A 23,663-nucleotide genomic window follows, 5' to 3' on the forward strand; every position below is an offset into this window, starting at 1 on the left:
CGGGGCCGGTTGGCCGCCGGCCGGGCCGGTGCGGACCACCGGCTGCCGGGCCGGGTGGTCGGCCAGCCAGCGCTCGATGGCCAGCCGGGCGGCCGGGGTGCGGGCGTGCGCCAGCCACTCGGGGGCGGGGCCGGAGGGCTGTCCGCCGCCGGCCGGGAGGGACTCGGTGAGCACCGCGATCTGGTCGCCGTCCTCCAGCACGGTGGAGAGCGCGGTGAGCCGCCCGTTGACCCGCGCGCCGATACATCGGTGGCCGGTCTCCTCGCCGAGCAGGTAGGCGGCGTCCACGCAGGTGGCGCCGGCCCTCAGCTGAAGCGTTTCGCCGCCCTCCGTCACCACGGTGATCTCGCGGTCGCCGGCCAGGTCCGCGGTGAGCGCGGACCAGAAGGCGTCCGGGTCGGGCGTCTCCTGCTGCCACTCCAGCAGTCGGCTCAGCCAGCCCGGGCGGGCCGGGTCGGTGCGGTCCAGCTCGTCGGTGTCCTGCACGGCGCCGGCCGGGGAGGGGTCCCCGAGCGCGACCACCCCGGTCTCGGCCACCTCGTGCATCCGCCGGGTGCGGACCAGCACCTCGACCACCGCGCCACCGCTGAGCGCCACGGCGGTGTGCAGCGACTGGTAGAGGTTGAACTTGGGCGCGGCCACGAAGTCCTTGAACTCCCCGGGCAACGGCGTCCAGCAGGTGTGCAGCTCGCCGAGCACGGCGTAGCAGTCGGCGTTCTCCTCGACCACCACCAGCAGCCGTCCGAAGTCCGCCGGCCGCGGCCCCTGCGGCCGGCCGTCCGGCCCGGGCACGGCGGCCCGGCGCAGCAGCACCCGGTGCAGCGAGACGCAGTGCCGGGGCCGGACGGTCACCTCGGCGGCCACCCCGGCCTCGGCCAGCTGGCGGGCCAGCTGCCGGGCGAAGGGCTCCAGCAGGGTGTCCGGACCGGCCTCGTGACCGACCATCAGGGCTCGGGTGCGGGCGTGCTCCTCGGGGTGCAGGGTGGCGAAGACGATGTCCTCCAGCTCCGCCTTGAGCACCTGGATGCCGAGCCGCTCGGCCAGCGGGATCAGCACGTCCCGGGTGACCTTGGCGATCCGCGCCTGACTGGCCGGCTTCATGTGCCGGATGGTGCGCATGTTGTGCAGCCGGTCGGCCAGCTTGATCACCATCACCCGGACGTCGTCCCCGGTGGCGACCAGCATCTTGCGGAAGGTCTCGGCCTCGGCGGCGGCGCCGAAGTCGACCTTCTCCAGCTTCGTCACCCCGTCGACCAGGTAGGCGACTTCGGGCCCGAACCCGGCCGCCACCTGGTCCAGCGTCAGTTCGGTGTCCTCGACCGTGTCGTGGAGCAGCGAGGCGACCAGGGTCGTCGTCCCGGCGCCGAGTTGGGCCAGGATCATGGTGACGGCCAGCGGGTGGGTGATGTACGGCTCGCCGCTCTTGCGCTTCTGGCCCCGGTGACTGGCCTCGGCGAGCCGGTACGCCCGGGCGAGCAGGCCGAGGTCGGCCTGCGGGTGGTGCCCGCGGTGGACCCGGACGAGCGGTTCCAGGGCGTCCGGCACGGGTGGCCGGCCGGTCGCGAGCAGGGCCGCCCGCCCGGCCCGGCCGAGGGCGGCCAGGCCGAGCTCTCCGAAGGGCCGTCTGGCCCCGGCCTGCCGTACGGTCGTCGGCTGCCCCGTCAGGGACTGCCCGGCTTCCATGGTCATCGGCACCTCCGGCAACGGTCGCCGGGCGCCGCCCCGTCCGAGGGGGTGATCTGGACACCCCTCCCCATGGGGTGATCGACCCGGTGGTCCATGCTACCGAGCGGAGCACGTTCCGCGACGCCCTGATTCCCGTCCGCGACCGGTATCACCCGATCGGGGGGATTCGTCACCGCACGAATTGGGCAAACCGGGCTCCCGGCCCTGGACCGGCCGTCAAACTCCCGCCGTACGGCCCGCGGACGGGAGTTCGAGGACGGCCCCTACCGAACCGACTCCCACCAGCGCCCGTCCAGCCGCCCCTCGGCCACGATCACCGCCGGTCCGGTCATCTCCACTCGGCCGTCCGGGTGCTCGGTGATGACCAGTCGGCCGCCCAGCACGTCCACGGTGTACGCGACGGCCTCACCGGTGACCGCCGGGTCGACGCCGTCCCGGCGGATGGCCGCCACCGCCACCGCGCAGGCGCCGGTGCCGCAGGAGCGGGTCTCGCCCGAGCCGCGCTCGTGCACCCGCATCGCGACGTGCCGCGGTCCGCGGTCCACCACGAACTCGACGTTGACGCCCTCCGGGTAGGCGCTCGCGGGGCTGGTGAGCGGCGCGGCGAACAGGTCACCGGCGTGGTCCAGGCTCTCCACGAAGGCCACCGCGTGCGGGTTGCCCATGTTGACGTTCAGGGCCGGCCAGCGCCGCTCGCCGACCGCGACCTCGATGTCGTCCGGCCCGGGCAGCCGGGCCCGGCCCATGTCGATGGTGACGTCGCCGGGCGTGCCGTCCTCGGCGGCCTCGGCGACCTTCGCGGTCAGCACCCCGGAGCGGGTGGCGACGGACAGCTCGCCCGGCTCGGCCAGGCCGGCCTCGACCAGGAAGCGGGCGAAGACCCGCAGGCCGTTGCCGCACATCTCGGCGATGCTGCCGTCCGCATTGCGGTAGTCCATGAACCATTCGGCCCGGTCGGCCATCCCCGCGGCCGCCGGGTCGGCCGCCGCGCGCACCACGCGCAGCAGCCCGTCCCCGCCGAGGCCGGCCCGCCGGTCGCACAGCGCGGCGACGGTCTCGGGACCGATCTCCAGCGTGCCGTCCGGGTCCGGGACGATGACGAAGTCGTTCTGGGTGCCGTGTCCCTTGAAGAAGGGGATGCCGCCCTGCCGGGAAGAGGATGCGCTCACCCCTCCGATGGTACCGAGCGACGATCCGCCCGCCCGGGGCGGGAGCGGCTCAGCGCAGGTAGGCGACCCGCCAGACCGCGAGCGCGCAGGCGGCCACCGCGATCAGGGTGTAGACCACGATCGCCTTCCAGCCGGCCCGCTGCCCGGAGCCCCGGCGCGGCAGCCCCGGCCACTTGTAGCCGGCGTGCCGGGCGGCCATCGCGCCCCAGCCCATCGAGGCGGCGGTGAACAGCAGCCCGAGCATCCCAACCATGGTGGCGCGCGCCCCGGCCGAGCCGAAGGCGAGCGGGAAGGCGAACATCAGCGAGCCGAGGGTGCCCAGCAGGGCGATCGGCAGGGTCTGCCACCAGCGCAGCCGGCGCAGCGGGCGGATCTCCCGCTCGTGCACCGCGGCGTCGGGCGGGGTGCGGGTGTCCAGGGCGGGCACCGCGGCCGCGTAGGAGGTCGGCGCCTCCAGTCCGGTCAGCACGGGAAGGTCGCCCATCGTCGACTCGTCGAACTCCTCGGCCGGTGCGGTGACGCTGCCGCCCTGGCCGGATTCGGGGCCGGTACCCGTCGACACACGGCCTCCCCTGACAGTTCGACACGAGCGGACTCGCGGCCGGGCACGGTCGGCCCGTTCGGCCGACCCCTACGGCATCGATGATGGCATGTCCAGAGAGGCGTTCCGGGCCTGACCGGGGTCGACGGGTGATCCGTGGCCATCACGTGATCGGGCCGTGACCGCCGGTTCGTCCTGCACGGTCGCCTGCGCGCGCAGGTGCACTGCCCGATTGGCCGAAAACCCGTCCTACGCGGCCGGAACTCCCTGACGGCCGATCAGTTCGAGGGATCGTTCCAGCAGCTCGACGGGGTCGGTCCCGGCCGGCCGGGAGAGCCAGTCGATGCGGTCGTCGCGGCGGAACCAGGACTCCTGACGCCGCGCGAAGCGCTTGGTCGCCCGGACGGTCTCGGCCCGGGCCTCGTCCTCGGTGCACTCGCCGGCGAAGTGGTCGAGCACCTGCTGGTAGCCGAGCGCCCGGGAGGCGGTCCTGCCCTCGCGCAGCCCGATCTTCTCCAGCTCCCGCACCTCGTCCAGCAGCCCGGCCTCCCACATCCGGTCCACCCGCAGCGTGATCCGCTCGTCCAGCTCCGGGCGCGGCACGGCGACGCCGATCTGCGCCGTCTCGTACACGGCGGTGTTGCTCGGCAGGTTCGCGGTGAACGGCTGCCCGGTGATCTCGATGACCTCCAGGGCGCGGACGATCCGCCGGCCGTTGCCGGTGAGGATCGCCCCGGCGGCCGCCGGATCCAGCCCGGCCAGCCGCCGGTGCAGCGCGTACGGGCCGACCTCTTCGAGCTCGGCCTCCAGCCGGGCCCGCACCACCGGGTCGGTGCCCGGGAACTCCATCTCGTCGATCGCCGCCCGCACGTACAGCCCGGAGCCGCCGACCAGGACGGGCGTGCGGCCGGCGGCGAGCAACCGGTCGATCTCGGCCCGGGCCAGCCGCTGGTACTCGGCGACGCTGGCGGCCTCGGTGACGTCCCAGATGTCCAGCAGGTGGTGGGGCACTCCCCCGCGCTCGGCCGTGGTGAGCTTGGCGGTGCCGATGTCCATGCCCCGGTACAGCTGCATCGAGTCGGTGTTGATCACCTCGCCGTCGAGGCTTCGGGCGATGGCGACGGCCAGGTCGGACTTGCCGGCGGCGGTCGCGCCGACGACGCAGACCACACGGGGAGGGGCGACACGCGGGGTACGGGAGCTGCTCACCGTTCCAGTCTCCCAAAACCGCCGGGTGGCCGGAGACCGGGCTGCCGCCCGCCCGCGACTGAGCGACGATATGACTGTTTCCCGGACATTTTCCGGTTGTTTCCCCGGTTCCCCGGTTGGGCCGGTTTGCGAACTCTTTGCCGGGCCCGGTCGTTGTGCGGGAAAAGCCGACGAAGGAGATCGCCATGGGTCTGATGGACAACCTCAAGGGCAAGGCCGAGGAGCTCAAGGACAAGGCCAGCGAATTCGCGGGCAAGCACAGCGACCAGATCGAGAAGGCCGTGGACAAGGCCGGCGGCGCGATCGACAAGGCGACCAAGGGCAAGTACAGCGACAAGATCGAGCACGGCGCCGGCAAGGCCAAGGGCGCGGTCGGCGACTTCGCCCACAAGCCGAAGCCGGGCGACGAGGGGCAGCCCCCGCAGGCCTGATCCGGCTGCCCCGATCGGGCGGCCCCGGCCCGGAGGTCCCGCCCGGCCCGGCCCGGCTAGGACCAGGACGCCACGAAGTACCCGACCCCGTACGGCGCGTCCTGGTAGCCCAGCCGCCCGGTGAGGCCGGCGCCCTCCGCGGCGCCGGCCAGCACCTGCCAGGGCGCCCGGCCCTCGGCCTTGAGCTCGGCGGCCAGACCCGGGTCCAGCGCGGCCAGGACGGGCAGGTCGGCCGCGCCCAGGGCGGCGGCCAGCGCGGTGTCGAAGCCCTCGGCCCGCTCGTCCAGGTAGCCGGGGGCCTTCAGCGAACGGCAGGCGCTGCCGTCGCCGAGCACCAGCAGGGCGACCCGGTCGGCGAGGCCGGCCAGGCCCTGGCCGAGGCCGAGCATCCGGTCGGCGGGGGCGTCGGCGGGCACCGCGCAGGCGTGCGTCGGCAGGGTCACTCCGGCGCGCTCCAGCAGCCAGGCGCCGACGGTCAGCGAGGGGGCCAGTTCCGGCCCCTCGACCCGGTCCCCGGGCAGCTTGGCGACCAGCGGCACCCCGTAGCGGTGGAAGGAGCCGGCTCCGCCCTCGGTCCAGACCTCGGCCGCCGGCCCGGTGCCGACCACCACGACCAGCTGCGGCCCGGCCGCGACCAGCGCCGCCAGCGCCTCGTCGCAGGCCGCGCGCAGGGCGTCCAGCTCGGGCGCGGCCCCGGCGGCGACCTCGGGGACGAGCAGCGGCGGACAGGGGCACACGGCGGCGGCTACCAGCATGTGGATCACTCTAGGGCCTGTCCGGCGTCGCGGGCCCGGCAAGGACCCGCCGGACCGGCCCTGACCGAGAAGCCGGGCGGCCCGGCCGGAGCCGGAGCTCCCACCGGGCCGCCCGGAACACCCGCGGGTCAGTCGCCGCAGCAGGCCCCGCCCGCCGGAGCGGCCAGCGGCAGCTCGGCCGGGGCGCCGATCTTCGGCAGGCCGAGCATCACGCCGGCCGGCTTGGCGGCGGGCGCGGCCTGGCGCTTCTCCCAGGCGTCGCCGGCGCGGGTGCGGCGCACCGCGAGCGCCGGGCCCTCGGCGAGCAGGTGGTGCGGGGCGGCGTAGGTGATCTCGACGGTCACCGTGTCGCCCGGGCGCACCGGCTCCTCGGGCTTGGTGAAGTGCACCAGCCGGTTGTCGGGGGCGCGCCCGGAGAGCCGCCGGGTCTGGTCGTCCTTCTTGCCCTCGCCCTCGGCGACCAGGATCTCCAGGGTGCGGCCGACCTGCTTCTTGTTCTCCTCCCAGGAGATCTCCTCCTGGAGGGCGATCAGCCGGTCGTAGCGGGCCTGCACGACCTCCTTCGGGACCTGGTCCTCCATCTCCGCGGCGGGGGTGCCGGGGCGCTTGGAGTACTGGAAGGTGAAGGCGTTGGTGAAGCGGGCCTCGCGGACGACGTGCATCGTCTCCTCGAAGTCCTCCTCGGTCTCGCCGGGGAAGCCCACGATGATGTCGGTGGAGATGGCCGCGTCCGGCATCGCCTCGCGGACCTTGCGGATGATCCCGAGGAAACGCTCCTGCCGGTAGGAGCGGCGCATCGCCTTGAGGACGCGGTCCGAGCCGGACTGCAGCGGCATGTGCAGCTGGTGCATCACGTTCGGGGTCTCGGCCATCGCGGCGATCACGTCGTCGGTGAAGTCGCGGGGGTGCGGCGAGGTGAAGCGGATCCGCTCCAGGCCCTCGATCTGGCCGGCGGCGCGCAGCAGCTTGGAGAAGGCCTCGCGGTCCCCCAGGTCGGAGCCGTAGGCGTTGACGTTCTGGCCGAGCAGGGTCACCTCGATGACGCCCTCGTCCACCAGCGCCTCGATCTCGGCGAGGACGTCGCCGGGGCGGCGGTCCTCCTCCTTGCCGCGCAGCGCGGGGACGATGCAGAAGGTGCAGGTGTTGTTGCAGCCGACCGAGATGGCGACCCAGGCCGCGTACGCGGACTCGCGGCGGGTCGGCAGGGTGGAGGGGAAGGTCTCCAGCGACTCCAGGATCTCGACCTGGGCCTTGCGCTCGACCTCGGCCCGCTCCAGCAGCGCCGGCAGGTGGCCGATGTTGTGGGTGCCGAAGACCACGTCGACCCAGGGGGCGCGCTTGACGATGGTCTCGCGGTCCTTCTGCGCCAGGCAGCCGCCGACGGCGATCTGCATGCCCTTGTGACGGGTCTTGACCGGCGCGAGCTGGCCGAGGTTGCCGTACAGCTTGTTGTCGGCGTTCTCGCGCACCGCGCAGGTGTTGAACACCACCAGGTCCGGGTCGCCCTCGGGCCCGGCCTTGACGTACCCCGCGTCCTCCAGCAGGCCGGACAGCCGCTCGGAGTCGTGGACGTTCATCTGGCAGCCGTGCGTGACGACCTTGTAGCTCTTCAATCCGCTCTCACCGCTCACCAGACCAGGGTACGGGCAGCGGCGAAGCGCTTTTCCCGGAGCTTCCACCACCCGTTCCACTCCCGTTCGGCCGGAGCGCCTGGCAGTATCCCTGCATGGCCCCCACCACCCCGTCCCGTCTCGGCACCGCCGTCCGCACCGCGGCCCGCAGCCCGCTGTGGCGCACGGTGCTGGTGGTGGTGCTGCTGGTGGCCGGGTTCGGCGGCTGGTGGCTGTCGGGAGGCCGCTCGCCCGGGTACCCGCGCGGCGAGGTCCGCTTCGCCACCGGCGTGCAGCGCGGCGTCTACGACCGGTACGGGCAGCTGCTCCAGACCCACGTCTCCCGGGCCATGCCCGGGGTGCGGCTGGCCCTGGACAACTCCGAGGGCTCGATCGACAACCTCACCCGGGTGCTCCACGGCCGGGACACCTTCGCGATAGCCACCGCCGACGCGGTCGCCGACTACCAGGGCTCCGGCAAGGAGAAGCTGCGGGCCATCGCCCGGCTGTACGACGACTACCTTCAGCTGATCGTCCCGGCCTCCTCCCCGGTGCGCCGCACCGGGGACCTCAAGGGCCTGCGGGTGGGCGTCGGCCTGCCGCAGTCCGGGGTGAACCTGGTGACCAAACGGCTACTGGGTGCGGCCGGGCTGGACCCGGACCACGACATCGTCCCGGTGCCGAAGGGGATCGGCGAGGCCACCGACGACCTGCGCGCGGGCAGGCTGGACGCCTTCTTCTGGTCCGGCGGCCTGCCCACCAGCGCGCTCACCGACCTCTCCGACCACTTCCCGATCCGGGTCGTGCCGCTGAGCGACCTCTCCGAGGCCCTGCACAAGGCCGAGGGCGGCGGCACCGACGCCTACCGGGCGGCCACCATGCCCAAGGGCACCTACCCGAACGCCGAGCCCAAGGACGCCGTCGCCACGGTGGCCGTGCCCAACCTGCTGATCACCCGGGACGACGCGGACCCGGGCCTGGTCGAGGGCATGACCCGCGCGGTGATCGACAGCCGGGACCAGATCGGCGCCCAGGTGCACGCGGCCCAGCTGGTCGACCTGCGCACCGCCGTCTACACCGACCCGCTCCCGCTGCACACCGGCGCGGCGCGCTACTACCGCTCGGTGAAGCCGTAGGGCCACCCGCACCCGTCGGCTACCTCTCCGGGCGCTGCTTCTCCGGCCGCTACTTCTCCGGCCGCGGCACCGCCAGCGTCACCGCGAGCCCGGTCGGCTTGACCGGCGCGAAACCGAGCGTGCCGCCGCCGGCCGCCAGCAGGGTGCGGGCGATGGACAGCCCGAGCCCCGAACCGTCCACGTTCTGGTGCCGCGTGCTGCGCCAGAACCGGTCTCCGGCCCGGGACAGCTCGTCCTCGGTGAGGCCGGGCCCGGCGTCGGTGACGGTCACCGCGACCTCGTCCCGGCGCACCGCCACCCGCAGCCGCACCTCGCTGCCGGCCGGGCTGAACTTGAGCGCGTTGTCCACCACGGCGTCCAGGGCGGAGCCGAAGCCGATCGGGTCGGCCATCCCGATCGCCAGCGCCGGGCCGTCCCAGCGCAGCCCGATCCCGCGCTGCTCGGCCACCGGCCGCCAGGCGTCCACCCGGGCCAGGGTGAGCTCGGCGAGGTCGGTGCGCTCGGGTTCGGGGCGGGCGTGCTCGGCGGTGGCCAGGCCGAGCAGGTCGTCCAGCACCCGGGCCAGCCGTACGCCCTCCTCCCGTACGCCGCTGAGCTCCTCCTCGTGGCCCTCGGGCAGTTCCAGGCCGAGCAGCTCGACCCGCAGCAGCAGCGCCGACAGCGGGTTGCGCAGCTGGTGCGAGGCGTCCGCGACGAAGGCCTTCTGCTGGTCCATGGCGAGCACCACGTGGTCCGCCATCTCGTTGAACGAGCGGGCCAGCCGCTGGAGTTCGGGCGGTCCGCCGCCGGGGGCGACCCGGGCGGCCATCCGGCCGGTGGCGATGTCGTGGGTGGCCCGGTCCAGGGTGCGCACCGGGCGCAGCACCCACTCGGTGAGCCGGACGGCGAGCAGCACGGCGACGATCATCGCGGCGGCCTCGCCCGCGCCGATCACCAGCCACTGGTGCACCACCCGGGTGCGCAGCGCCTGGGTCGGGGACTCGCTGAGCACCACCGCGACCACGTCGCCGTCGCGCACCACCGGGGCGGCGACGGTGATCGTCCGGTCCGGCGTCCACGGCCAGACCTGCGGCGGGTTGTGGCTGCGCCGCCCGTCCAGCGCCTCCTGGAAGGCCTGGGCGCCCCAGCCTCCGACGGGCACCCGCCAGCCGTCCGGGGCGGCCGAGATCGCCTGGCCGTCGCGCTGGAAGATGCCCAGGCGCACGCCGTACAGGTCGTGGTAGCGGCGGACCTCGGCGTCGATCGCGCGCTGCCGGCTGACGTCGCCGGGGGCGGGTTCCGGGTCGCCCTTGCGGGCGGAGTCGACGGCGCCGGAGGTGGGCAGGTCCTGGGCGAGGCGGGCGGCGTCGTCGAGCCGGTCGACGACCACCTTGGTCTGTTCGGCCGCCGCGACCGCCGCCGCGAGCGGCAGCCCCAGGGCGGCCAGGACGCAGAGCATGAGGGCGATCAGGATGCCGAGCAGGCGGGTGCGCACGTGCGGTCAGTGCTCCGCGGGAGCGGGCGAGGCAGGAGCGGGCGAGGCGGAAGCGGGCGAGGCAGGAGCGGCCGGGACCGGCGGGGCGGATTCGGCCGCGGCGGGCGTCGGACAGTCCGGGATCAGCCGGTAGCCGACCCCGCGCACGGCCTCGACCAGGCCGGGCAGCGCCAGCTTGTTGCGCAGCGAGCCGATGTGCACCTCCAGGGTGCGCCCGTTGCCCTCCCAGCCGCTGCGCCAGACCTCGCTGAAGATCTGCTCGCGCCGGTAGACCACGCCGGGGCTCTGGGCGAGCAGCGCGAGCAGGTCGAACTCCTTGCGGGTGAGCGGCACGTCGCGGCCGTCCACGCTGACCCGGCGGCGCTCCCGGTCGATCCGGATGCCGCGGGACTCCAGCGGGCCGCGCTGCTGGGGCACGGTGTCGGGCGCGGGCACCGCCACCGCGGCGGGGGCGGCGCCGCGGCGGGCCACGGCGTGGATGCGGGCGAGCAGTTCGCCCATGTCGTACGGCTTGGTGACGTAGTCGTCGGCGCCCAGGTTGAGGCCGTGGATCCGGGAGCGGACGTCGGCGCGGGCGGTGACCATGATCACCGGCACGCCGCTGCCGGCCCTGATCCGGCTGCACACCTCGAAGCCGTCGCGGTCGGGCAGCCCGAGGTCGAGCAGCACCACGCGGTACGGCTCGTTGCCGTCCGGCACCAGGGCGTCCAGCGCCTCGTGGCCGCTGCGGGCGTGCCGGACCTGGAAGCCGTGCCGGCCCAGCACCGCGACCAGCGCGGCCGCCACGCGTTCGTCGTCCTCGACGAGCAGTAGTCGCATCCTGTTCTCCTCCTTCCCCCACGTGATCACCGATGATCACCGGGCCGATCGTTCAGGGCCCGGTCCTGCGCAGTATGGGCCAGCGAACGGCCCGGCGCCAGGTTCGACCGCCCACCGGCCCCGGGGGGAACGGGGAGCACCGGAGCGGATTCCCGCTGTGACATGCCCCGGCGGCGCCCGCGCGAACAGCGCATGGGCGCCGTGTGGCCGTTTCGTGATCCTCAAGTTCCGCTCAGATCGGCTGACGGCGCACGCTCGGGGCTCCTAAGGTCGGCCCACCGGGGGCTGCGGCTCCGCCGGCCGCGGCCCCCGGATTCGTACCACCATTGCCTGCCAAGGGAGTTGAGACCTCCAGAGCAGGCTTGATTCGACGACAGAGGGAGCAGGCGCGATGACCGAGAGCCCGGTCGAGGACTCCAACCCCGCAGCCGCCCCGCTGGTCGTGCTGAGCAACGTCAACAAGCACTACGGCGCGCTGCACGTACTGCAGGACATCGACCTGGAGATCGCCCAGGGCGAGGTGGTCGTGCTGATCGGCCCGTCCGGGTCGGGCAAGTCGACGCTCTGCCGGACGATCAACCGGCTGGAGACGATCGACTCCGGCGCGATCACCATCGACGGCCGGCCGCTGCCCGACGAGGGCAGGGAACTGGCCCGGCTGCGCGCCGAGGTCGGCATGGTGTTCCAGAGCTTCAACCTGTTCGCGCACAAGACCGTGCTGGAGAACGTCGTCATCGGCCAGGTGAAGGTGCGCAAGGTGCCCCGCCCTGAGGCCGAGAAGACCGCCCGGGGCCTGCTGGAGCGCGTCGGCGTCGGCGCGCAGGCGGACAAGTACCCGGCCCAGCTCTCCGGAGGCCAGCAGCAGCGCGTGGCGATCGCCCGCGCGCTGGCGATGAAGCCCAAGGTGATGCTCTTCGACGAGCCCACCTCCGCGCTGGACCCGGAGATGGTCAACGAGGTGCTGGAGGTCATGCGCCAACTGGCCGCGGACGGCATGACGATGGTCGTGGTCACCCACGAGATGGGCTTCGCCCGCTCCGCCGCCAACCGGGTGCTGTTCATGGCCGACGGGAAGATCGTCGAGCAGAACACCCCGGACGCCTTCTTCACCGCGCCGCGCTCCGAGCGCGCCAAGGACTTCCTCTCGAAGATCCTCCACCACTGACGCTTCGAGACCCGCGGGCCCGCCCCGGCCACCGTGCCGGCCGGCCCTGCCCGTGCACGCCTTCCAGACGCCAGAGCCCGGTTGACGCCGCGCGCCGCGGCCCATCCCCAGGAGAACCCTCATGAGGACTTCCCGCACCCTCGCCGTCGCACTCTGTGCCGTCGCGCTCACCGCCACCGCCGCCTGCGGCAAGGACGGCACCCCCGGCGCCACCGCCGCGAGCAGTGGCGCCGGCGCCCCCGCGCTGCCGAGCTACACGGTCAAGACCGACGTCAAGGTCGACTCCGCGGTCCTCGCCGAGGCCAAGAAGCGCGGCCAGCTGATCATCGGCGCCAAGGCCGACCAGCCGAACCTCGGCTGGGAGGACGTCGCCAGCGGCGACCGCAGCGGCTTCGACATCGAGATCGCCAAGATGATCGCCGCCGACCTCGGCTTCACCCCGCAGCAGATCAAGTGGCAGACCCTCGTCTCCTCGCAGCGCGAGCCGGCCATCGCCAAGGGCCAGATCGACTTCTACGTCGGCACCTACAGCATCAACGACGAGCGCAAGAAGAGCGTCTCCTTCGCCGGCCCGTACTACATCGCCGGCCAGGACCTGCTGGTGAAGGCCGACAACACCTCGATCACCGGCCCGGAGAGCACCGGCGGCAAGAACGTCTGCACCGCCACCGGCTCGACCTCGATCAAGAACATCCAGCAGTACAACCCGAAGGTCACCCAGTTCGACACCTACTCGGCCTGCGTCGAGAAGCTGATGTCCGGCGAGGTCGACGCGGTCACCACCGACGACGCGATCCTCAAGGGCTACGCCTCCAAGTACGCCCCCAAGCTCAAGGTGGTCGGCAAGCCGTTCACCAAGGAGAACTACGGCGTCGGCCTCAACAAGGACGACAAGGCCCTGCGCGACGCGATCAGCGACGCCCTCAAGGCCCACGAGGACAACGGCGACTGGAAGAAGGCCTACGACGCGACCCTGGGCGCCTCCGGCTCCGCGGCGCCGGACGTCCCGGCCCTCGACCGCTACTGATCCGCCCGCCGTACGTCGAATCCCGACCATGAACTGAGAGGAGGGCCGCCGGATGGGGTTCCTGTTCGAGGACGACAACTTCGCGTTGTTCCGCGACGGCTTCCTACAGACGATCGAGGTGAGCGCGCTCAGCGCTCTGCTCGCCCTGCTGCTGGGCACCCTGCTGGCGGCCTTCCGGGTCTCCCCGGTGCCGGCCCTGCGCGCCTTCGGCACCACGTGGGTGACGGTCTTCCGCAACACCCCGCTGACCCTGCTGTTCTTCGCCGTCACCTTCGGCCTGCCGCCGCTGGGCGTGCACTTCAGCCACCTGGCGTTCGCGGTGCTGGCGCTCGGCGGGTACACCGCCTCGTTCGTCTGCGAGGTGATCCGCTCCGGCATCAACACCGTGCCGCTCGGCCAGGCGGAGGCCGCCCGCAGCCTCGGCATGACCTTCGGCCAGACCCTCACCCTGGTCGTCCTGCCGCAGGCCGCCCGGACCGTCCTGGGCCCGATGAGCAGCGTGTTCATCGCCCTGCCCAGGAACTCGGCGATCGCCGGCGCGTTCAGCGTCCCCGAGCTGTACAGCGCCCAGCAGACCTTCTCCGAGCGCGGCTACTCGATCTTCGCCATCTTCTTCTGGGTGGCCTGCGCCTACCTGCTGATCAGCGCGACGGTCGCCACGTTCTTCCGGTTCCTGGAATCCCGACTGGCGGTGGCCCGATGAGCTTCTTCAACCGTCAGGCTTCGGCCAGCGTCCTCTACGACACCCCCGGCCCGCGGACCCGCGCCCGCTACCGCGCGTTCGGCGTGCTCTCGGTGCTCGCCATCGCCGGTCTCCTCTGGTACGTCTTCAGCGCGCTGAACGACAACGGCCAGTTCGACGCCGGCCTCTGGGACGCCTTCCAGTACACCTACGTCCAGCAGCAGATCGTGGACGGACTGCTGTCCACCCTGGAGGCGTTCGGGCTCGCGGCGGCCTTCTCGCTCACCCTGGGCGCCCTGCTGGCGGCCGGTCAGCTCTCCGACCACCGGCCGGTCCGCTGGTTCTGCACGGCCTTCACCCAGTTCTTCCGGGCGATGCCGCTGCTGATCCTGATCGTGGGGCTCTACTACGCCTTCTTCGCCCAGCAGCCGATGTGGGCACTGGTGCTCGGCCTCACCCTCTACAACGGCGCGGTCCAGGCCGAGATCATCCGCAGCGGCGTCAACGCCGTCCCGCGCGGCCAGGGCGAGGCGGCGTACGGGCTCGGCATGCGCAAGACCCAGGTGATGACGTCCATCCTGGTGCCGCAGGCCGTCCGCTCGATGCTGCCCTCGATGATCGGCCAGCTGGTCGTCACCCTCAAGGACACCTCGCTCGGCTTCATCATCACCTACCACGAGCTGCTGTTCGTCGGTAAGAAGATCGCCAGCCAGCCTCTCAACGCCGCGGGCTTCCCCTACATCCCCGTGGTGCTCGTGATCGGCCCGATCTACATCGCGATGTGCCTGTTGTTGACCGCGCTCGCACGCTGGATCGAAGCACGTGGCCGTCGCGGCGCGAACCGGCGCACTTCAGCTTCTGCTTGACGGACACGCAGGTGAACTGTTGCATTGCTCTTCGTGACACCTCCCGGGAGCATCCACGCGGCATATGCGGCAGCGGTAACTGACGCCGGCCGATCGGCCGGTTCGTGCCCGGAGGTTCCCTCATGGACCCGGTGATCGTGGTCGGGGCCGGACCGGTCGGTCTGGCCCTGGCCCTCGCCCTGGCCCGGCACGAGGTGCCCACCGTCGTCCTGGACGAGGGCTCCGGGCTCTGCCCCGAAGGCCCTCGCAGCCTCGTGCTCGGCGCCGACACCGCCGCCTTCCTGACCCGGATCGGCTACCCGCGGGCCGTCTCGGACTCCGCGCTGTGGGACTCCTTCGCCGTCTGGCGCCGCCGCCAGGAGGTGCTGCGGATCGACCTCACCGACTCGCCCACCTTCCACCTCCCCCAGCACCGCCTCCAGCGCGGGCTGCGGGACGCGCTGACCGGCACCCCGCTGATCAGGCTGGTCCCGCTCAACCGGGTCGTCGAGCTCGAACAGGACCGGGACGGCGTCAGCGTCCGCACCACGGGCACCCAGGACGGCTCCACCACCTGGTGGCGCGGCAGCCACCTGGTCGGCTGCGACGGCGCCAGATCCACCGTCCGCAAGCTGCTGAAGATCCGTTTCCCCGGCCGCCCCGCGGTCGACCGCAACGCCATCGCCACCGTCCGGGTCGACCTGCCCTTCGACGGCGCCCGGCTGCACCGCGAGCCCCCGTGGCGCGGCGACCGCGAGGCCTCCGCCCGTCCGCTGCCGGACGGCGTCTGGCGGCTCGACTGGCGGCTGCCCCCCGGCCGTCCCGCCGCCACCGAGACGGTCGACCCGCACGCCACCTGGCCCGGCATCGTCACCGGCGACACCCTGCTCACCCGGGTCACCTCCACCCTGGCCGGCTGGTGCGGAGAGCTGCCCCGGTTCGAACTGCTGGCCGCCGCCGACCACACCGCCCAGCAGCGGCTCGCCGCCCGCTTCCGGGTCGACCGCTGCTTCCTGGCCGGCGACGCCGCCCACCTGCACGGCGCGCTCGGCATGCAGAACCTCACGGACGGGCTGCGCGACGCCGACAACCTCGCCTGGCGGCTCGCCCTCGCCTGGCACCTCCACTCCGGCGGACCGCAGCCCGGCGGATCACTGCTGGACGGCTACGAGGCCGAGCGGCGCGGAGCGGTCGGCGCCCGGCTGCGCGCCGTCGACCAGTCCATGCCGCTGCTGCGCCCGCTGCGCGGCTGGCAGCAGACCCGGCGCTCGCTGTTGACCGGCGGCTTCCGCAAGCACGCCCCGCTGCTCGCCGACGGCCAGCTCGGCACCGGCCGGTTCGGCGGCGCGCCGGCCTACCCGGCGGCGCCCTCCGGCGTCCCCGGCCGGGTCCCGGCGCAGCGCGGCGCGCGCGGCACCACCTCGCTCAGCGAGCTGCTGCCCGCCACCGCCCCCGGCGTGCTCGTCCCGGACCTGCCGGTGCTCGCCGACGACGGCACCCCCGACCACCTGCACGCCCGGCTCGGCACCACCTTCCTGCTGCTACTGGTCGCGCCCGGCACGGCCGTCTGGTCCTCCGAGCACTGGCTCGGCGCCGGGCTGATGCCCCGCCTCGCCGAGGTCGCCGCGGCCCTGCCCGTCCCCGCCGAGGTGCTGGTCACCGAGGACTACCCGGGCGCCGGCCCGCACACCGTCCTGCTGATCCGCCCGGACGGCCACCTCGTCGGCGTCACCCAGGGCGCCGTCGCCGAGGACCTCCTCGCCCTCGCCGACCGTGCCCGCGGCGGCCCGGCCACGCTCACCCCGGCCCCCGACCCGGCCGAGCAGCCCGCGTCCCGGCAGGTGGACTCCCCGAGCCAGGGCGTGTCCTAGGCCCTCGGACGCCCGGGAGCCCGTCTGTTGTCCCGGAGCCCGTCTGTTGTCCCGGAGCCCGTCGGTCGTCCTAGCCCGCCACCGCCGTGGCCCGGCTCTCGCGGACGACCGTCACCCGGATCCGGCCCGGACAGGTCAGCTCGGTGGAGACCTGACGGGCGACCTCACGGGCGATCAGTTCCGCTCCCAGGTCGTCCACCGCGTCCGGGCGGACCATCACCCGCACCTCGCGGCCGGCCTGCATCGCGTACACCTCGGCCACGCCCTCGTACGAGCGCGCGATCTCCTCCAGCCGCGCCAGCCGCCGGACGTACAGCTCCAGCGACTCCTTGCGCGCGCCCGGCCGGCCACCCGAGCAGCCGTCCGCGGCCTGGGTCAGCACGGCCGTCACGGTACGGGGATCGACCTCGTTGTGGTGGGCGGCGATCGCGTGCACCACCTCGGCGGACTCGCCGTGGCGCCGGGCGAGCTCCGCGCCCACCGCGGCGTGGCTGCCCTCGGACTCATGGGTGAGCGCCTTGCCGATGTCGTGCAGCAGCGCCGCGCGCCGCACCGGCTCCGGGTCCACCCCGAGCTCGGCGGCCATCATCCCGGCCAGGTGCGCGGACTCCAGCAGGTGGCCCAGCACGTTCTGCCCGTACGACGCCCGGTAGCGCAACGAGCCCAGGGTGCGGACGAGTTCGGGGTGCATCCCGCCGACCCGCGCGTCCAGCAGGGCGTCCTCGCCGGCCCGGACGCAGCGCTGCCCGACCTCCTCGCGGCTGCGCTCGTGCAGGTGCTCGATCCGGGTCGGGTGGATCCGGCCGTCCTCGACCAACTGCTCGAGGGTGAGCCGGGCGGCCTCCCGGCGAACCGGGTCGAAGCAGGACAACTGCACCGACTCGGGGGTGTCGTCGACGATCAGGTTCACGCCGGTGACCGCCTCGAAGGCGCGGATGTTGCGGCCCTCCCGGCCGATGATCCGGCCCTTGATGTCCTCGTTCGGCAGCCGGAGCACGGTGACGGCGCTCTCCGCGGTCTGCTCCGTCGCCAGCCGCTGGATCGCTCCGGCGACGATGTCCCGGGCCCGCCGCTCGCCCTCCTCCTTGGCCTCGCGCTCGATCTCCCGGACGGTGACGGCGGCCTCCCGCCGGACCGACTCCTCGGCCTCCCGCAGGAGTTCGGCGCGGGCCTGCTCGGTGGAGAGCCCTGCGGCCCGCTCCAGCGCCGCCACCCGGCGGGCGACGAGTGCCTCGGACTCGCTCCGGTGCCGCCCCAACTCGACCGAGCGCTCCGTCAGTTCGTCCTCGCGGCGGCGCAACCGGCGCAGTTCCTCGGCCACGTCCCGCTCGCGCCGGGCGAGTTCGGCCCGCTGCCCGGCGCTCTGCTGCTCGGCCCTTCGGCGGATCAGCTCGGCCTCGGCCAGCGCGCGGTGCCGGGCCGCCCGGAGCCGCCTGACCGCCAGCCCGGCGGCCACCAGGAACACCAGCAGGAGGAACCCGGCCGTTCCGGCGACCGCCACCAGCGAGCCGCTCGGGCCGGTGCCCGCCGAGATCCCCATTGCCGCCCACTCCCCCGTCGCCGCGCGGGCCGCCGTCGGAGGCGCCCCGGGAACTGAAGGCGAGGCTAGGTCGGGGTCACGAAACGGTCAAGAGTTGACCAGGTTCACTCCAGGACACCTACAGAACTGCCACTACTCCCGACCCGGTAGTTCACTCTGCTCCTCCTCCAGCGCGCTGCGCACCACCCGGAACGCCAGGCCCTCGGAGTAGCCGCGCCGGGCCAGCATCCCGACCAGCCGCCGGGTGCGCACCTGGGTGTCCAGCCCCCGGGTGGACCGCAGCTTGCGCTCGACCAGCGCCCGGGCCGCGTCCTCCTCGTCGTCGTGGTCGAGCTGGGCGACGGCCTGCTCGACCAGGTCGGCGGCGACGCCCTTGGTGCGCAGCTCCTGGGTCAGCGCCCGGCGGGACAGGCCCCGGACGGCGTGCCGGGACTCCACCCAGGCCGCGGCGAAGGCCGCGTCGTCGATCAGCCCGACCTCTTCGAGCCGGGTGAGCACCTCGTCGGCGACCTCGTCCGGGATCTCCCGCTTGCGCAGGGCGTCGGCGAGCTGCTTCCGGGTCTTGGCGGCGCCGGTCAGCAGCCGCAGGCAGACGTCCCGCGCGCGGTTCTCCGGATCGACCGACTCCTCGGCCCGCTTCCGGGAGGTACGGCCGGCGCCCTCCTGCCCGGAGGGCCCTGCCGACCCGGCTGACCCGGCTGACCCGGCTGACCCGGCCGCGGAACGGCCCCGACGCGCGCCGCGCCCGGGGGCCGAGGCGGCCGCACCCCCGTGACCGGCCGCCTCGCCTCCGTCCCGCCCGCTCGCCACGGCCGTCGGTGTCGAAGCGGGCCCGTCCGCCTCGTGTTCCTCGGCCGCCAGGGCCGAGCGCCGCCGTCGGCGGCCGGTGGGCAGCTCGGAGGCGGAGACCAGGCCGAGCGACTCGACGGAGGCCTCCGCCGACTCCGGCCCGGGTGCCGCGCCGCGCCGCGCCCGGGCCGGAGCCAGGTCGAACTCCGACTCGGAGCCGGATGCCCACTGCGTGGTGGACGGGCGGTCGCGCCGGGAGAGCCGCCCCCCGGGCCTCTCGGCCACCGGCTCCGGTTCCTCCGCGACCGCGGCGAACCAGTCCGGCGGCCCGTAGTCGTCGTCCTCCGGGCCCGCCGGGCCACCGCCCACCGTGTCGTACTGCGTCAACGGATCAGGCCTTGGCCGCCGCCGTCTTCTTCGCCGCGGCCGTCTTGGCGGCGGTCGCGGTGATCGGCTTGGCGGCGCCGTCGGCGGCCTCGGCGGCCTCGGCCCCGCCCTCGGCCGGCTCCTCCACCTTCGGGCCGATGCCGAGCTTGCCCTTGATCTTCCGCTCGATCTCGTCGGCGAGCTGCGGGTTGTCCCGCAGGAAGTTGCGGGCGTTCTCCTTGCCCTGGCCGAGCTGGTCGCCCTCGTAGGTGTACCAGGCGCCCGACTTGCGGATGAAGCCGTGCTCCACGCCCATGTCGATCAGGCCGCCCTCGCGGCTGATGCCCACGCCGTAGAGGATGTCGAACTCTGCCTGCTTGAACGGCGCGGCGACCTTGTTCTTGACCACCTTGACGCGGGTGCGGTTGCCGACCGCCTCGGTGCCGTCCTTCAGGGTCTCGATCCGGCGGATGTCGAGGCGGACCGAGGCGTAGAACTTCAGCGCCCGGCCACCCGTCGTGGTCTCCGGCGAACCGAACATCACGCCGATCTTCTCGCGCAGCTGGTTGATGAAGATCGCGGTGGTGTTCGACTGGTTCAGCGCACCGGCGATCTTGCGCAGCGCCTGGCTCATCAGCCGGGCCTGCAGACCGACGTGCGAGTCGCCCATCTCGCCCTCGATCTCGGCGCGCGGGACGAGCGCCGCGACCGAGTCGATGATCACCAGGTCGATCGCGCCGGAGCGGATCAGCATGTCGGTGATCTCCAGCGCCTGCTCACCGGTGTCCGGCTGGCTGACCAGCAGGGCGTCGGTGTCCACGCCGAGCTTCTTGGCGTACTCCGGGTCGAGCGCGTGCTCCGCGTCGACGAACGCGACCGTGCCGCCGGCCTTCTGGGCGTTGGCGGCCAGGTGCAGGGTCAGGGTGGTCTTACCGGAGGACTCGGGGCCGTAGATCTCGACCACTCGGCCGCGCGGGATGCCGCCGACACCGAGGGCGACGTCCAGGGCGGTGGACCCGGTGGAGATCACCTCGACCGGCTCGTTCGCCTTCTCGCCGAGGCGCATCACCGAGCCCTTGCCGAACTGCCGCTCGATCTGGGCGAGAGCGGTCTCCAGGGCCTTCTCGCGGTCCGTACCTGCCATGGCTTTTTCCCTCGGGTTCTGTGCTGTGCGCTTCATCGTCCTCGACGCTAGCGCGTCCCACTGACAAACGAGCCCTACCGGACTCCGCCTGTGGAAAACTCCTCGCCGGAGAGTACAAAGAACATCTGTTCGATTCAAGCGTCGCACGTCCGGGCCGCGCCGCTCCCGAGGACGCCCCCGGGAGCGGCGTCCCGGGTCACTCCCCGCGCCCCGTCCCGTCCCCGCGTCCCGTCCCGTCCCCGCGTCCCGTCCCGTCCCCGCCGACCATCCGGCGCAGCCGCCGGGCCGCCTCCCGGCGCAGTTCCCGCCGGGCCCGCTGCTGCTCGCCCCGGTCGATCCGCGGATCGGTGGCCACCTCGTACCGCCGCACGTACGTCCCCACGAAGCCCTGGAGCGTCGCCGCCGCCGGGATCGCGATCACCGCGCCCACCGCGCCGAGCAGCGCCGCCCCCGCGATCACCGAGCCGAAGGCCAGCGCCGGGTGCACGTCCACCGTCCGCGCGGTGATCCGCGGCTGCAGCAGGTAGTTCTCGATCTGCTGGTAGACCACCACGAAGCCCAGCACCCACAGCGCGTCCACCGGTTCCACCGTCAGCGCCACCAGCACCGGCAGCGCCCCGGCCAGGTACGTCCCGATGGTCGGCACGAACTGCGACATGACGCCCACCCAGACCGCCAGCGCCGCCGCGTACGGCAGGTCCAGCAGCGTGAACATCACCCAGTGCCCGGCGGACGACACCACCGCGAGCAGCGCCCGGGAGTACAGGTAGCCGCCGGTCTTGGCGAGCGCGATCTCCCAGGCCCGCAGCACCTCGGCCTGCTTGGCGGGCGGCAGCATCGAACAGACCGTCCGGCGCACCCGCGGGCCCTCGGCGGTGAAGTAGAAGGTGAAAAGTCCGACCGTGAAGGCCTGGAAGAGCCCGCCGATCAGGGTGGAGGAGACACCCCAGACGTTGTCGGCGGCCTGCTGGACATAGTTCTCGATGGTGCCGGAGTCCTTGAGCAACCGTTTCTGCAACTCGCCCAGCGAGAGGTCCTGGTGGAAGGTCCGGTTGATCCAGCCGATCAGGTTGTCGACCAGGTGCGGCAGGTCCCCGGCGATCTTCGCCACCTGGTCGACCAGCAGCGTGCCGAGCGCGGCGAGGAAGCCCACCACCGCCACCCCGACCGCCACGAACACCAGGAAGGTCCCCACGCCCCGGCGCACCCCCCGCGCCGCCATCCGGTCCACGGCCGGCTCCAGCGCCAGCGACAGGAAGAACGACACCAGCAGCATCACGAACAGGTCGATCAGCTGCCGGAACGCCCAGTCGGCAAGCTGGAACACCCCCACCAGCACCAGGAACAGCACCATCGCCCGCGGCAGCCAGCGCGGCATCCCGCCGCCCCAGATGGCCCCGCCCGCCGGGGTGCCCTCGGCACCCCGGTCCGAATTCTTCTGCTCCGCGCTATTTGTCACCCGGACAGTCTGTCCCATGGCGCCCGGAGGCCGGCACTAGCGCAGCGTCCCGGAGACGCCCTGGGTGTCGCAGACCACACGCCAGACGTCCTTGGCCTCCCAGCCCGCCTCCAGCGCCTGGTGCACCGTCCGCCCGCCCAGCTCGCTCATCACGTGGTCGGTCGCGAACGACTCCGCGTACGCCTCCCCGAAGTGCGCGTACATCCGTCGCCAGAACTCCGTCAGCCTCATGCCTCGAGTATCCAGGACCGCGCCGGCCCCACGCCGCCGTCTTCAGCGCGGCAGCACCACCAGGCCCGCCCCGAAGTACTGCCGCTCCGCGCACCCGAACGCCCCCGGAGGACACCCCGAGGCCGCCGTCCCCGCCAGCGCCCCGGCCAGGCCGTCCGCCCCCAGCTCGGGATGCAGCGCCGCCACCACCGCCACCGCCCCGGTCACGTGCGCGGCCGCCATCGAGGTCCCGGCCAGCGCCGCGAACCGCCCGTCCGGCCAGTCGGAGACGATCGCCCCCTGCGGTCCACCGTCCGGGTCGCCCCCGGGCGCGGCCAGCGAGACCCGTCCGCGCCCGTAGTTGGAGTAGCCCGCCGGGTGCCCGTCCCGGTTGACGGCGGTGACGGTGACCACCCCGGGCAGCTCGCCGGGCAGCCGCACGCACTCGGTGCCCAGGTGCCGGACGGGCGCCGGCCCCGACACCCGGTCGTTGGGGCTCCGCTCGTCGGTCCGCCCGGCGCCGAGGTCCTGCCCGTCGTTGCCCGCCGAGGCGACCACCACCGCCCCGGCCCGCCGGGCGTACCCGGCGGCCCGCCCCACGGCCGCGATCAGTGCCGCCTGGTCCCGTTCCTCGGGGCAGTTGTACTTCCACGGGTCGGCGAAGTAGCTGTTGTTGATCGCCCTGGCCCCGTGGTCGGCGGCCCAGAGCATCCCGCAGACGACGTTCTCGGCGTAGTACTGCCCGAGCGGCCCGAGCAGTCGGACGGCGGCGATCCGCACGCCCGGGGCGACCCCGGTGACGCCGCGACCGTCCCGGGTGGCGCCCACGATCCCGGCGACGTGCGTGCCGTGCCCGCTCTCGACCACCCCGGCGTCGGGCCGCCAGGCGCCGGTGCGGGCATCGGGCCGGCCGTCCGCGCAGGAGGCGGAGGCCTTCGGATCGACGGCGGCGCGCAGGTCCGGGTGGGTGTCGTCGACGCCGGAGTCCAGCACGGCGACCAGCACCCCGTGCAGCGCGTCGGCGCCCGGCACCGCGCCGCCGGACACCGCCGGGGCACCGCCCGCCCGGATGCCGGCGCCCGCGACCATGGCGAGGTTCCAGGCGCCCGCCTCCCCCGGGTCGGGCACCGTCACCGTCCCCGAGTCCGCCCGGTCACCACCGCGCGCGAGGACGTCCCCGCTCCGGCCCGCCCCCCGCCCTGCCACCGCCCCCGCCGCACGCGCACCCGTAGCCGTACCCGCACCCGTACCCGCCGAGAAGTCCCCGGTCCCCGCCACCGCCCGCGGCGGCGCGACCACCGGAGCGGTCCTGGTCGCCCCGGCGGCGGCGATCCCGGGCCGGGCCCGCACCCGGTCGGCGAACGCGCCGGTCGCGTACACCAGCACGGCCCCGATCTGCGGGTACTCCTGGACCACCTGCCCGCCCGCCGCCCGGCTCTCCGCGCCGGCCCGGGCCGCCCCGGCGGCGTCCTCGCCCTCGGCCAGCACCAGGTAGCTGAGGTACGCCCGCCCCGCCCCGGACACGTAGGGGACGGCGCCACCCACCACGAGCGCCGTGAGCAGCATCGCGAGCAGCGCCCGGGCGGGCCCGCCGACCCGGCGGCGCCGGACGGTCCTGCCCCGCGCGTGCACCTGCGCCATCGCACGGTCTCCGCTCGTCGGTCCGGTGGGTCACGGCTGGATCAAGCCTCGATTCCTCACCATATGAGCGGATCGTCCTTTCTGCTCCCCGGCT

The 23,663-nt window shown here is 73.7% G+C and carries 21 protein-coding genes; 7 read left to right on the top strand and 14 right to left on the bottom strand.

Annotated features, from left to right (window positions below; all coding sequences use genetic code 11):
• The 4 genes from ABZ449_RS31370 to miaA all read right to left on the bottom strand — a co-directional run.
• Positions 1-1,689 (bottom strand): HD domain-containing protein (locus ABZ449_RS31370; RefSeq protein ID WP_360352927.1); only part of this gene is annotated, 1,689 nt, incomplete at its 3' end.
• Positions 1,690-1,949: 260 nt separating this feature from the next.
• Entirely contained in the window at positions 1,950-2,855 is a 906-nt protein-coding gene (gene dapF, locus ABZ449_RS31375; protein WP_360352929.1) for a diaminopimelate epimerase, read from the bottom strand.
• A 49-nt stretch (positions 2,856-2,904) separates the two neighbouring features.
• On the bottom strand, positions 2,905-3,417 hold the full coding sequence (locus ABZ449_RS31380; RefSeq protein ID WP_360352931.1) for a hypothetical protein: 513 nt from the start codon (positions 3,415-3,417) through the stop codon (positions 2,905-2,907).
• Positions 3,418-3,645: 228 nt separating this feature from the next.
• A complete protein-coding gene (gene miaA, locus ABZ449_RS31385; protein ID WP_360352933.1) occupies positions 3,646-4,605 on the bottom strand; it encodes a tRNA (adenosine(37)-N6)-dimethylallyltransferase MiaA in 960 nt (319 codons plus the stop codon).
• Positions 4,606-4,790: 185 nt separating this feature from the next.
• Between miaA and ABZ449_RS31390 the strand changes: the two genes are divergently transcribed.
• On the top strand, positions 4,791-5,036 hold the full coding sequence (locus ABZ449_RS31390) for an antitoxin (protein ID WP_360352935.1): 246 nt from the start codon (positions 4,791-4,793) through the stop codon (positions 5,034-5,036).
• A gap of 56 nt (positions 5,037-5,092) precedes the next feature.
• Here ABZ449_RS31390 and ABZ449_RS31395 read toward each other — a convergent pair whose 3' ends face one another.
• Positions 5,093-5,791 (bottom strand): class III extradiol dioxygenase subunit B-like domain-containing protein, encoded by a 699-nt coding sequence (locus tag ABZ449_RS31395; protein ID WP_360352937.1) that lies wholly within the window; start codon positions 5,789-5,791, stop codon positions 5,093-5,095.
• A gap of 128 nt (positions 5,792-5,919) precedes the next feature.
• The gene (gene miaB, locus ABZ449_RS31400) at positions 5,920-7,422 is read right to left on the bottom strand and encodes a tRNA (N6-isopentenyl adenosine(37)-C2)-methylthiotransferase MiaB (RefSeq protein ID WP_360352938.1); all 1,503 of its coding nucleotides are present in this window, start codon (positions 7,420-7,422) and stop codon (positions 5,920-5,922) included.
• Positions 7,423-7,517: 95 nt separating this feature from the next.
• Here miaB and ABZ449_RS31405 point away from each other — a divergent pair, with 95 nt between their 5' ends.
• Positions 7,518-8,537, top strand: a complete 1,020-nt coding sequence (locus ABZ449_RS31405; RefSeq protein ID WP_360352940.1) for a TAXI family TRAP transporter solute-binding subunit — start codon at positions 7,518-7,520, stop codon at positions 8,535-8,537.
• A gap of 49 nt (positions 8,538-8,586) precedes the next feature.
• Here the strand turns inward: ABZ449_RS31405 and ABZ449_RS31410 are convergent, their stop codons facing one another.
• Together ABZ449_RS31410 and ABZ449_RS31415 are read right to left on the bottom strand one after the other, a co-directional pair.
• Positions 8,587-10,011, bottom strand: coding sequence for a HAMP domain-containing sensor histidine kinase (locus ABZ449_RS31410; RefSeq protein WP_360352942.1), 1,425 nt, complete (start codon positions 10,009-10,011; stop codon positions 8,587-8,589).
• A gap of 6 nt (positions 10,012-10,017) precedes the next feature.
• Positions 10,018-10,830 (bottom strand): response regulator transcription factor, encoded by an 813-nt coding sequence (locus tag ABZ449_RS31415; RefSeq protein WP_360352944.1) that lies wholly within the window; start codon positions 10,828-10,830, stop codon positions 10,018-10,020.
• A 391-nt stretch (positions 10,831-11,221) separates the two neighbouring features.
• Between ABZ449_RS31415 and ABZ449_RS31420 the strand changes: the two genes are divergently transcribed.
• The 5 genes from ABZ449_RS31420 (at position 11,222) to ABZ449_RS31440 (ending at position 16,420) form a co-directional block, all read left to right on the top strand.
• Positions 11,222-11,995, top strand: coding sequence for an amino acid ABC transporter ATP-binding protein (locus ABZ449_RS31420; protein ID WP_360352946.1), 774 nt, complete (start codon positions 11,222-11,224; stop codon positions 11,993-11,995).
• Between the two features lie 121 nt (positions 11,996-12,116).
• Complete coding sequence (locus ABZ449_RS31425; protein WP_360352948.1) at positions 12,117-13,022, top strand: glutamate ABC transporter substrate-binding protein; 906 nt, start codon at positions 12,117-12,119, stop codon at positions 13,020-13,022.
• 52 nt (positions 13,023-13,074) lie between these two features.
• Positions 13,075-13,725 carry an amino acid ABC transporter permease gene (locus tag ABZ449_RS31430; RefSeq protein ID WP_360352950.1) on the top strand — a complete coding sequence of 217 codons (651 nt, stop codon included), beginning with the start codon at positions 13,075-13,077 and terminating at the stop codon, positions 13,723-13,725.
• Complete coding sequence (locus ABZ449_RS31435; RefSeq protein WP_360352951.1) at positions 13,722-14,570, top strand: amino acid ABC transporter permease; 849 nt, start codon at positions 13,722-13,724, stop codon at positions 14,568-14,570. Before ABZ449_RS31430 ends, ABZ449_RS31435 begins: the two co-directional genes overlap by 4 nt.
• 122 nt (positions 14,571-14,692) lie before the next feature.
• Positions 14,693-16,420: an FAD-dependent monooxygenase gene (locus tag ABZ449_RS31440; RefSeq protein ID WP_360352953.1), complete on the top strand. Its 1,728-nt coding sequence runs from the start codon at positions 14,693-14,695 to the stop codon at positions 16,418-16,420.
• 70 nt (positions 16,421-16,490) lie between these two features.
• Here ABZ449_RS31440 and rny read toward each other — a convergent pair whose 3' ends face one another.
• The 6 genes from rny to ABZ449_RS31470 all read right to left on the bottom strand — a co-directional run bounded on the left by rny (position 16,491) and on the right by ABZ449_RS31470 (position 23,569).
• Positions 16,491-17,960 (bottom strand): ribonuclease Y, encoded by a 1,470-nt coding sequence (rny, locus tag ABZ449_RS31445; RefSeq protein WP_360352955.1) that lies wholly within the window; start codon positions 17,958-17,960, stop codon positions 16,491-16,493.
• A 132-nt stretch (positions 17,961-18,092) separates the two neighbouring features.
• On the bottom strand, positions 18,093-18,770 hold the full coding sequence (recX, locus tag ABZ449_RS31450; RefSeq protein ID WP_360352976.1) for a recombination regulator RecX: 678 nt from the start codon (positions 18,768-18,770) through the stop codon (positions 18,093-18,095).
• 370 nt (positions 18,771-19,140) lie between these two features.
• Positions 19,141-20,259 carry a recombinase RecA gene (gene recA, locus ABZ449_RS31455; RefSeq protein ID WP_360352956.1) on the bottom strand — a complete coding sequence of 373 codons (1,119 nt, stop codon included), beginning with the start codon at positions 20,257-20,259 and terminating at the stop codon, positions 19,141-19,143.
• Between the two features lie 196 nt (positions 20,260-20,455).
• On the bottom strand, positions 20,456-21,637 hold the full coding sequence (locus ABZ449_RS31460; RefSeq protein ID WP_360352978.1) for an AI-2E family transporter: 1,182 nt from the start codon (positions 21,635-21,637) through the stop codon (positions 20,456-20,458).
• A gap of 117 nt (positions 21,638-21,754) precedes the next feature.
• Positions 21,755-21,949 (bottom strand): DUF3046 domain-containing protein, encoded by a 195-nt coding sequence (locus ABZ449_RS31465; protein ID WP_360352958.1) that lies wholly within the window; start codon positions 21,947-21,949, stop codon positions 21,755-21,757.
• A 42-nt stretch (positions 21,950-21,991) separates the two neighbouring features.
• Positions 21,992-23,569, bottom strand: coding sequence for a S8 family serine peptidase (locus ABZ449_RS31470; RefSeq protein WP_360352960.1), 1,578 nt, complete (start codon positions 23,567-23,569; stop codon positions 21,992-21,994).
• Between the last annotated feature and the right edge of the window lie 94 nt (positions 23,570-23,663).

The sequence above is a fragment of the Kitasatospora sp. NPDC005856 genome, from assembly GCF_040629945.1.
GTDB lineage: Bacteria > Actinomycetota > Actinomycetes > Streptomycetales > Streptomycetaceae > Kitasatospora.

What these genes read in the sequence shown, in the direction of transcription:
- ABZ449_RS31390 (WP_360352935.1), top strand. Translation starts at nt 4,791, where the DNA reads ATGGGTCTGATGGACAACCTCAAGGGCAAGGCCGAGGAGCTCAAGGAC.
- ABZ449_RS31395 (WP_360352937.1), bottom strand. Translation starts at nt 5,791, where the DNA reads ATGCTGGTAGCCGCCGCCGTGTGCCCCTGTCCGCCGCTGCTCGTCCCC.
- ABZ449_RS31405 (WP_360352940.1), top strand. Translation starts at nt 7,518, where the DNA reads ATGGCCCCCACCACCCCGTCCCGTCTCGGCACCGCCGTCCGCACCGCG.
- ABZ449_RS31415 (WP_360352944.1), bottom strand. Translation starts at nt 10,830, where the DNA reads ATGCGACTACTGCTCGTCGAGGACGACGAACGCGTGGCGGCCGCGCTG.
- ABZ449_RS31420 (WP_360352946.1), top strand. Translation starts at nt 11,222, where the DNA reads ATGACCGAGAGCCCGGTCGAGGACTCCAACCCCGCAGCCGCCCCGCTG.
- ABZ449_RS31425 (WP_360352948.1), top strand. Translation starts at nt 12,117, where the DNA reads ATGAGGACTTCCCGCACCCTCGCCGTCGCACTCTGTGCCGTCGCGCTC.
- ABZ449_RS31430 (WP_360352950.1), top strand. Translation starts at nt 13,075, where the DNA reads ATGGGGTTCCTGTTCGAGGACGACAACTTCGCGTTGTTCCGCGACGGC.
- ABZ449_RS31435 (WP_360352951.1), top strand. Translation starts at nt 13,722, where the DNA reads ATGAGCTTCTTCAACCGTCAGGCTTCGGCCAGCGTCCTCTACGACACC.
- ABZ449_RS31440 (WP_360352953.1), top strand. Translation starts at nt 14,693, where the DNA reads ATGGACCCGGTGATCGTGGTCGGGGCCGGACCGGTCGGTCTGGCCCTG.
- rny (WP_360352955.1), bottom strand. Translation starts at nt 17,960, where the DNA reads ATGGGGATCTCGGCGGGCACCGGCCCGAGCGGCTCGCTGGTGGCGGTC.
- recA (WP_360352956.1), bottom strand. Translation starts at nt 20,259, where the DNA reads ATGGCAGGTACGGACCGCGAGAAGGCCCTGGAGACCGCTCTCGCCCAG.
- ABZ449_RS31460 (WP_360352978.1), bottom strand. Translation starts at nt 21,637, where the DNA reads ATGCCGCGCTGGCTGCCGCGGGCGATGGTGCTGTTCCTGGTGCTGGTG.
- ABZ449_RS31465 (WP_360352958.1), bottom strand. Translation starts at nt 21,949, where the DNA reads ATGAGGCTGACGGAGTTCTGGCGACGGATGTACGCGCACTTCGGGGAG.
- ABZ449_RS31470 (WP_360352960.1), bottom strand. Translation starts at nt 23,569, where the DNA reads ATGGCGCAGGTGCACGCGCGGGGCAGGACCGTCCGGCGCCGCCGGGTC.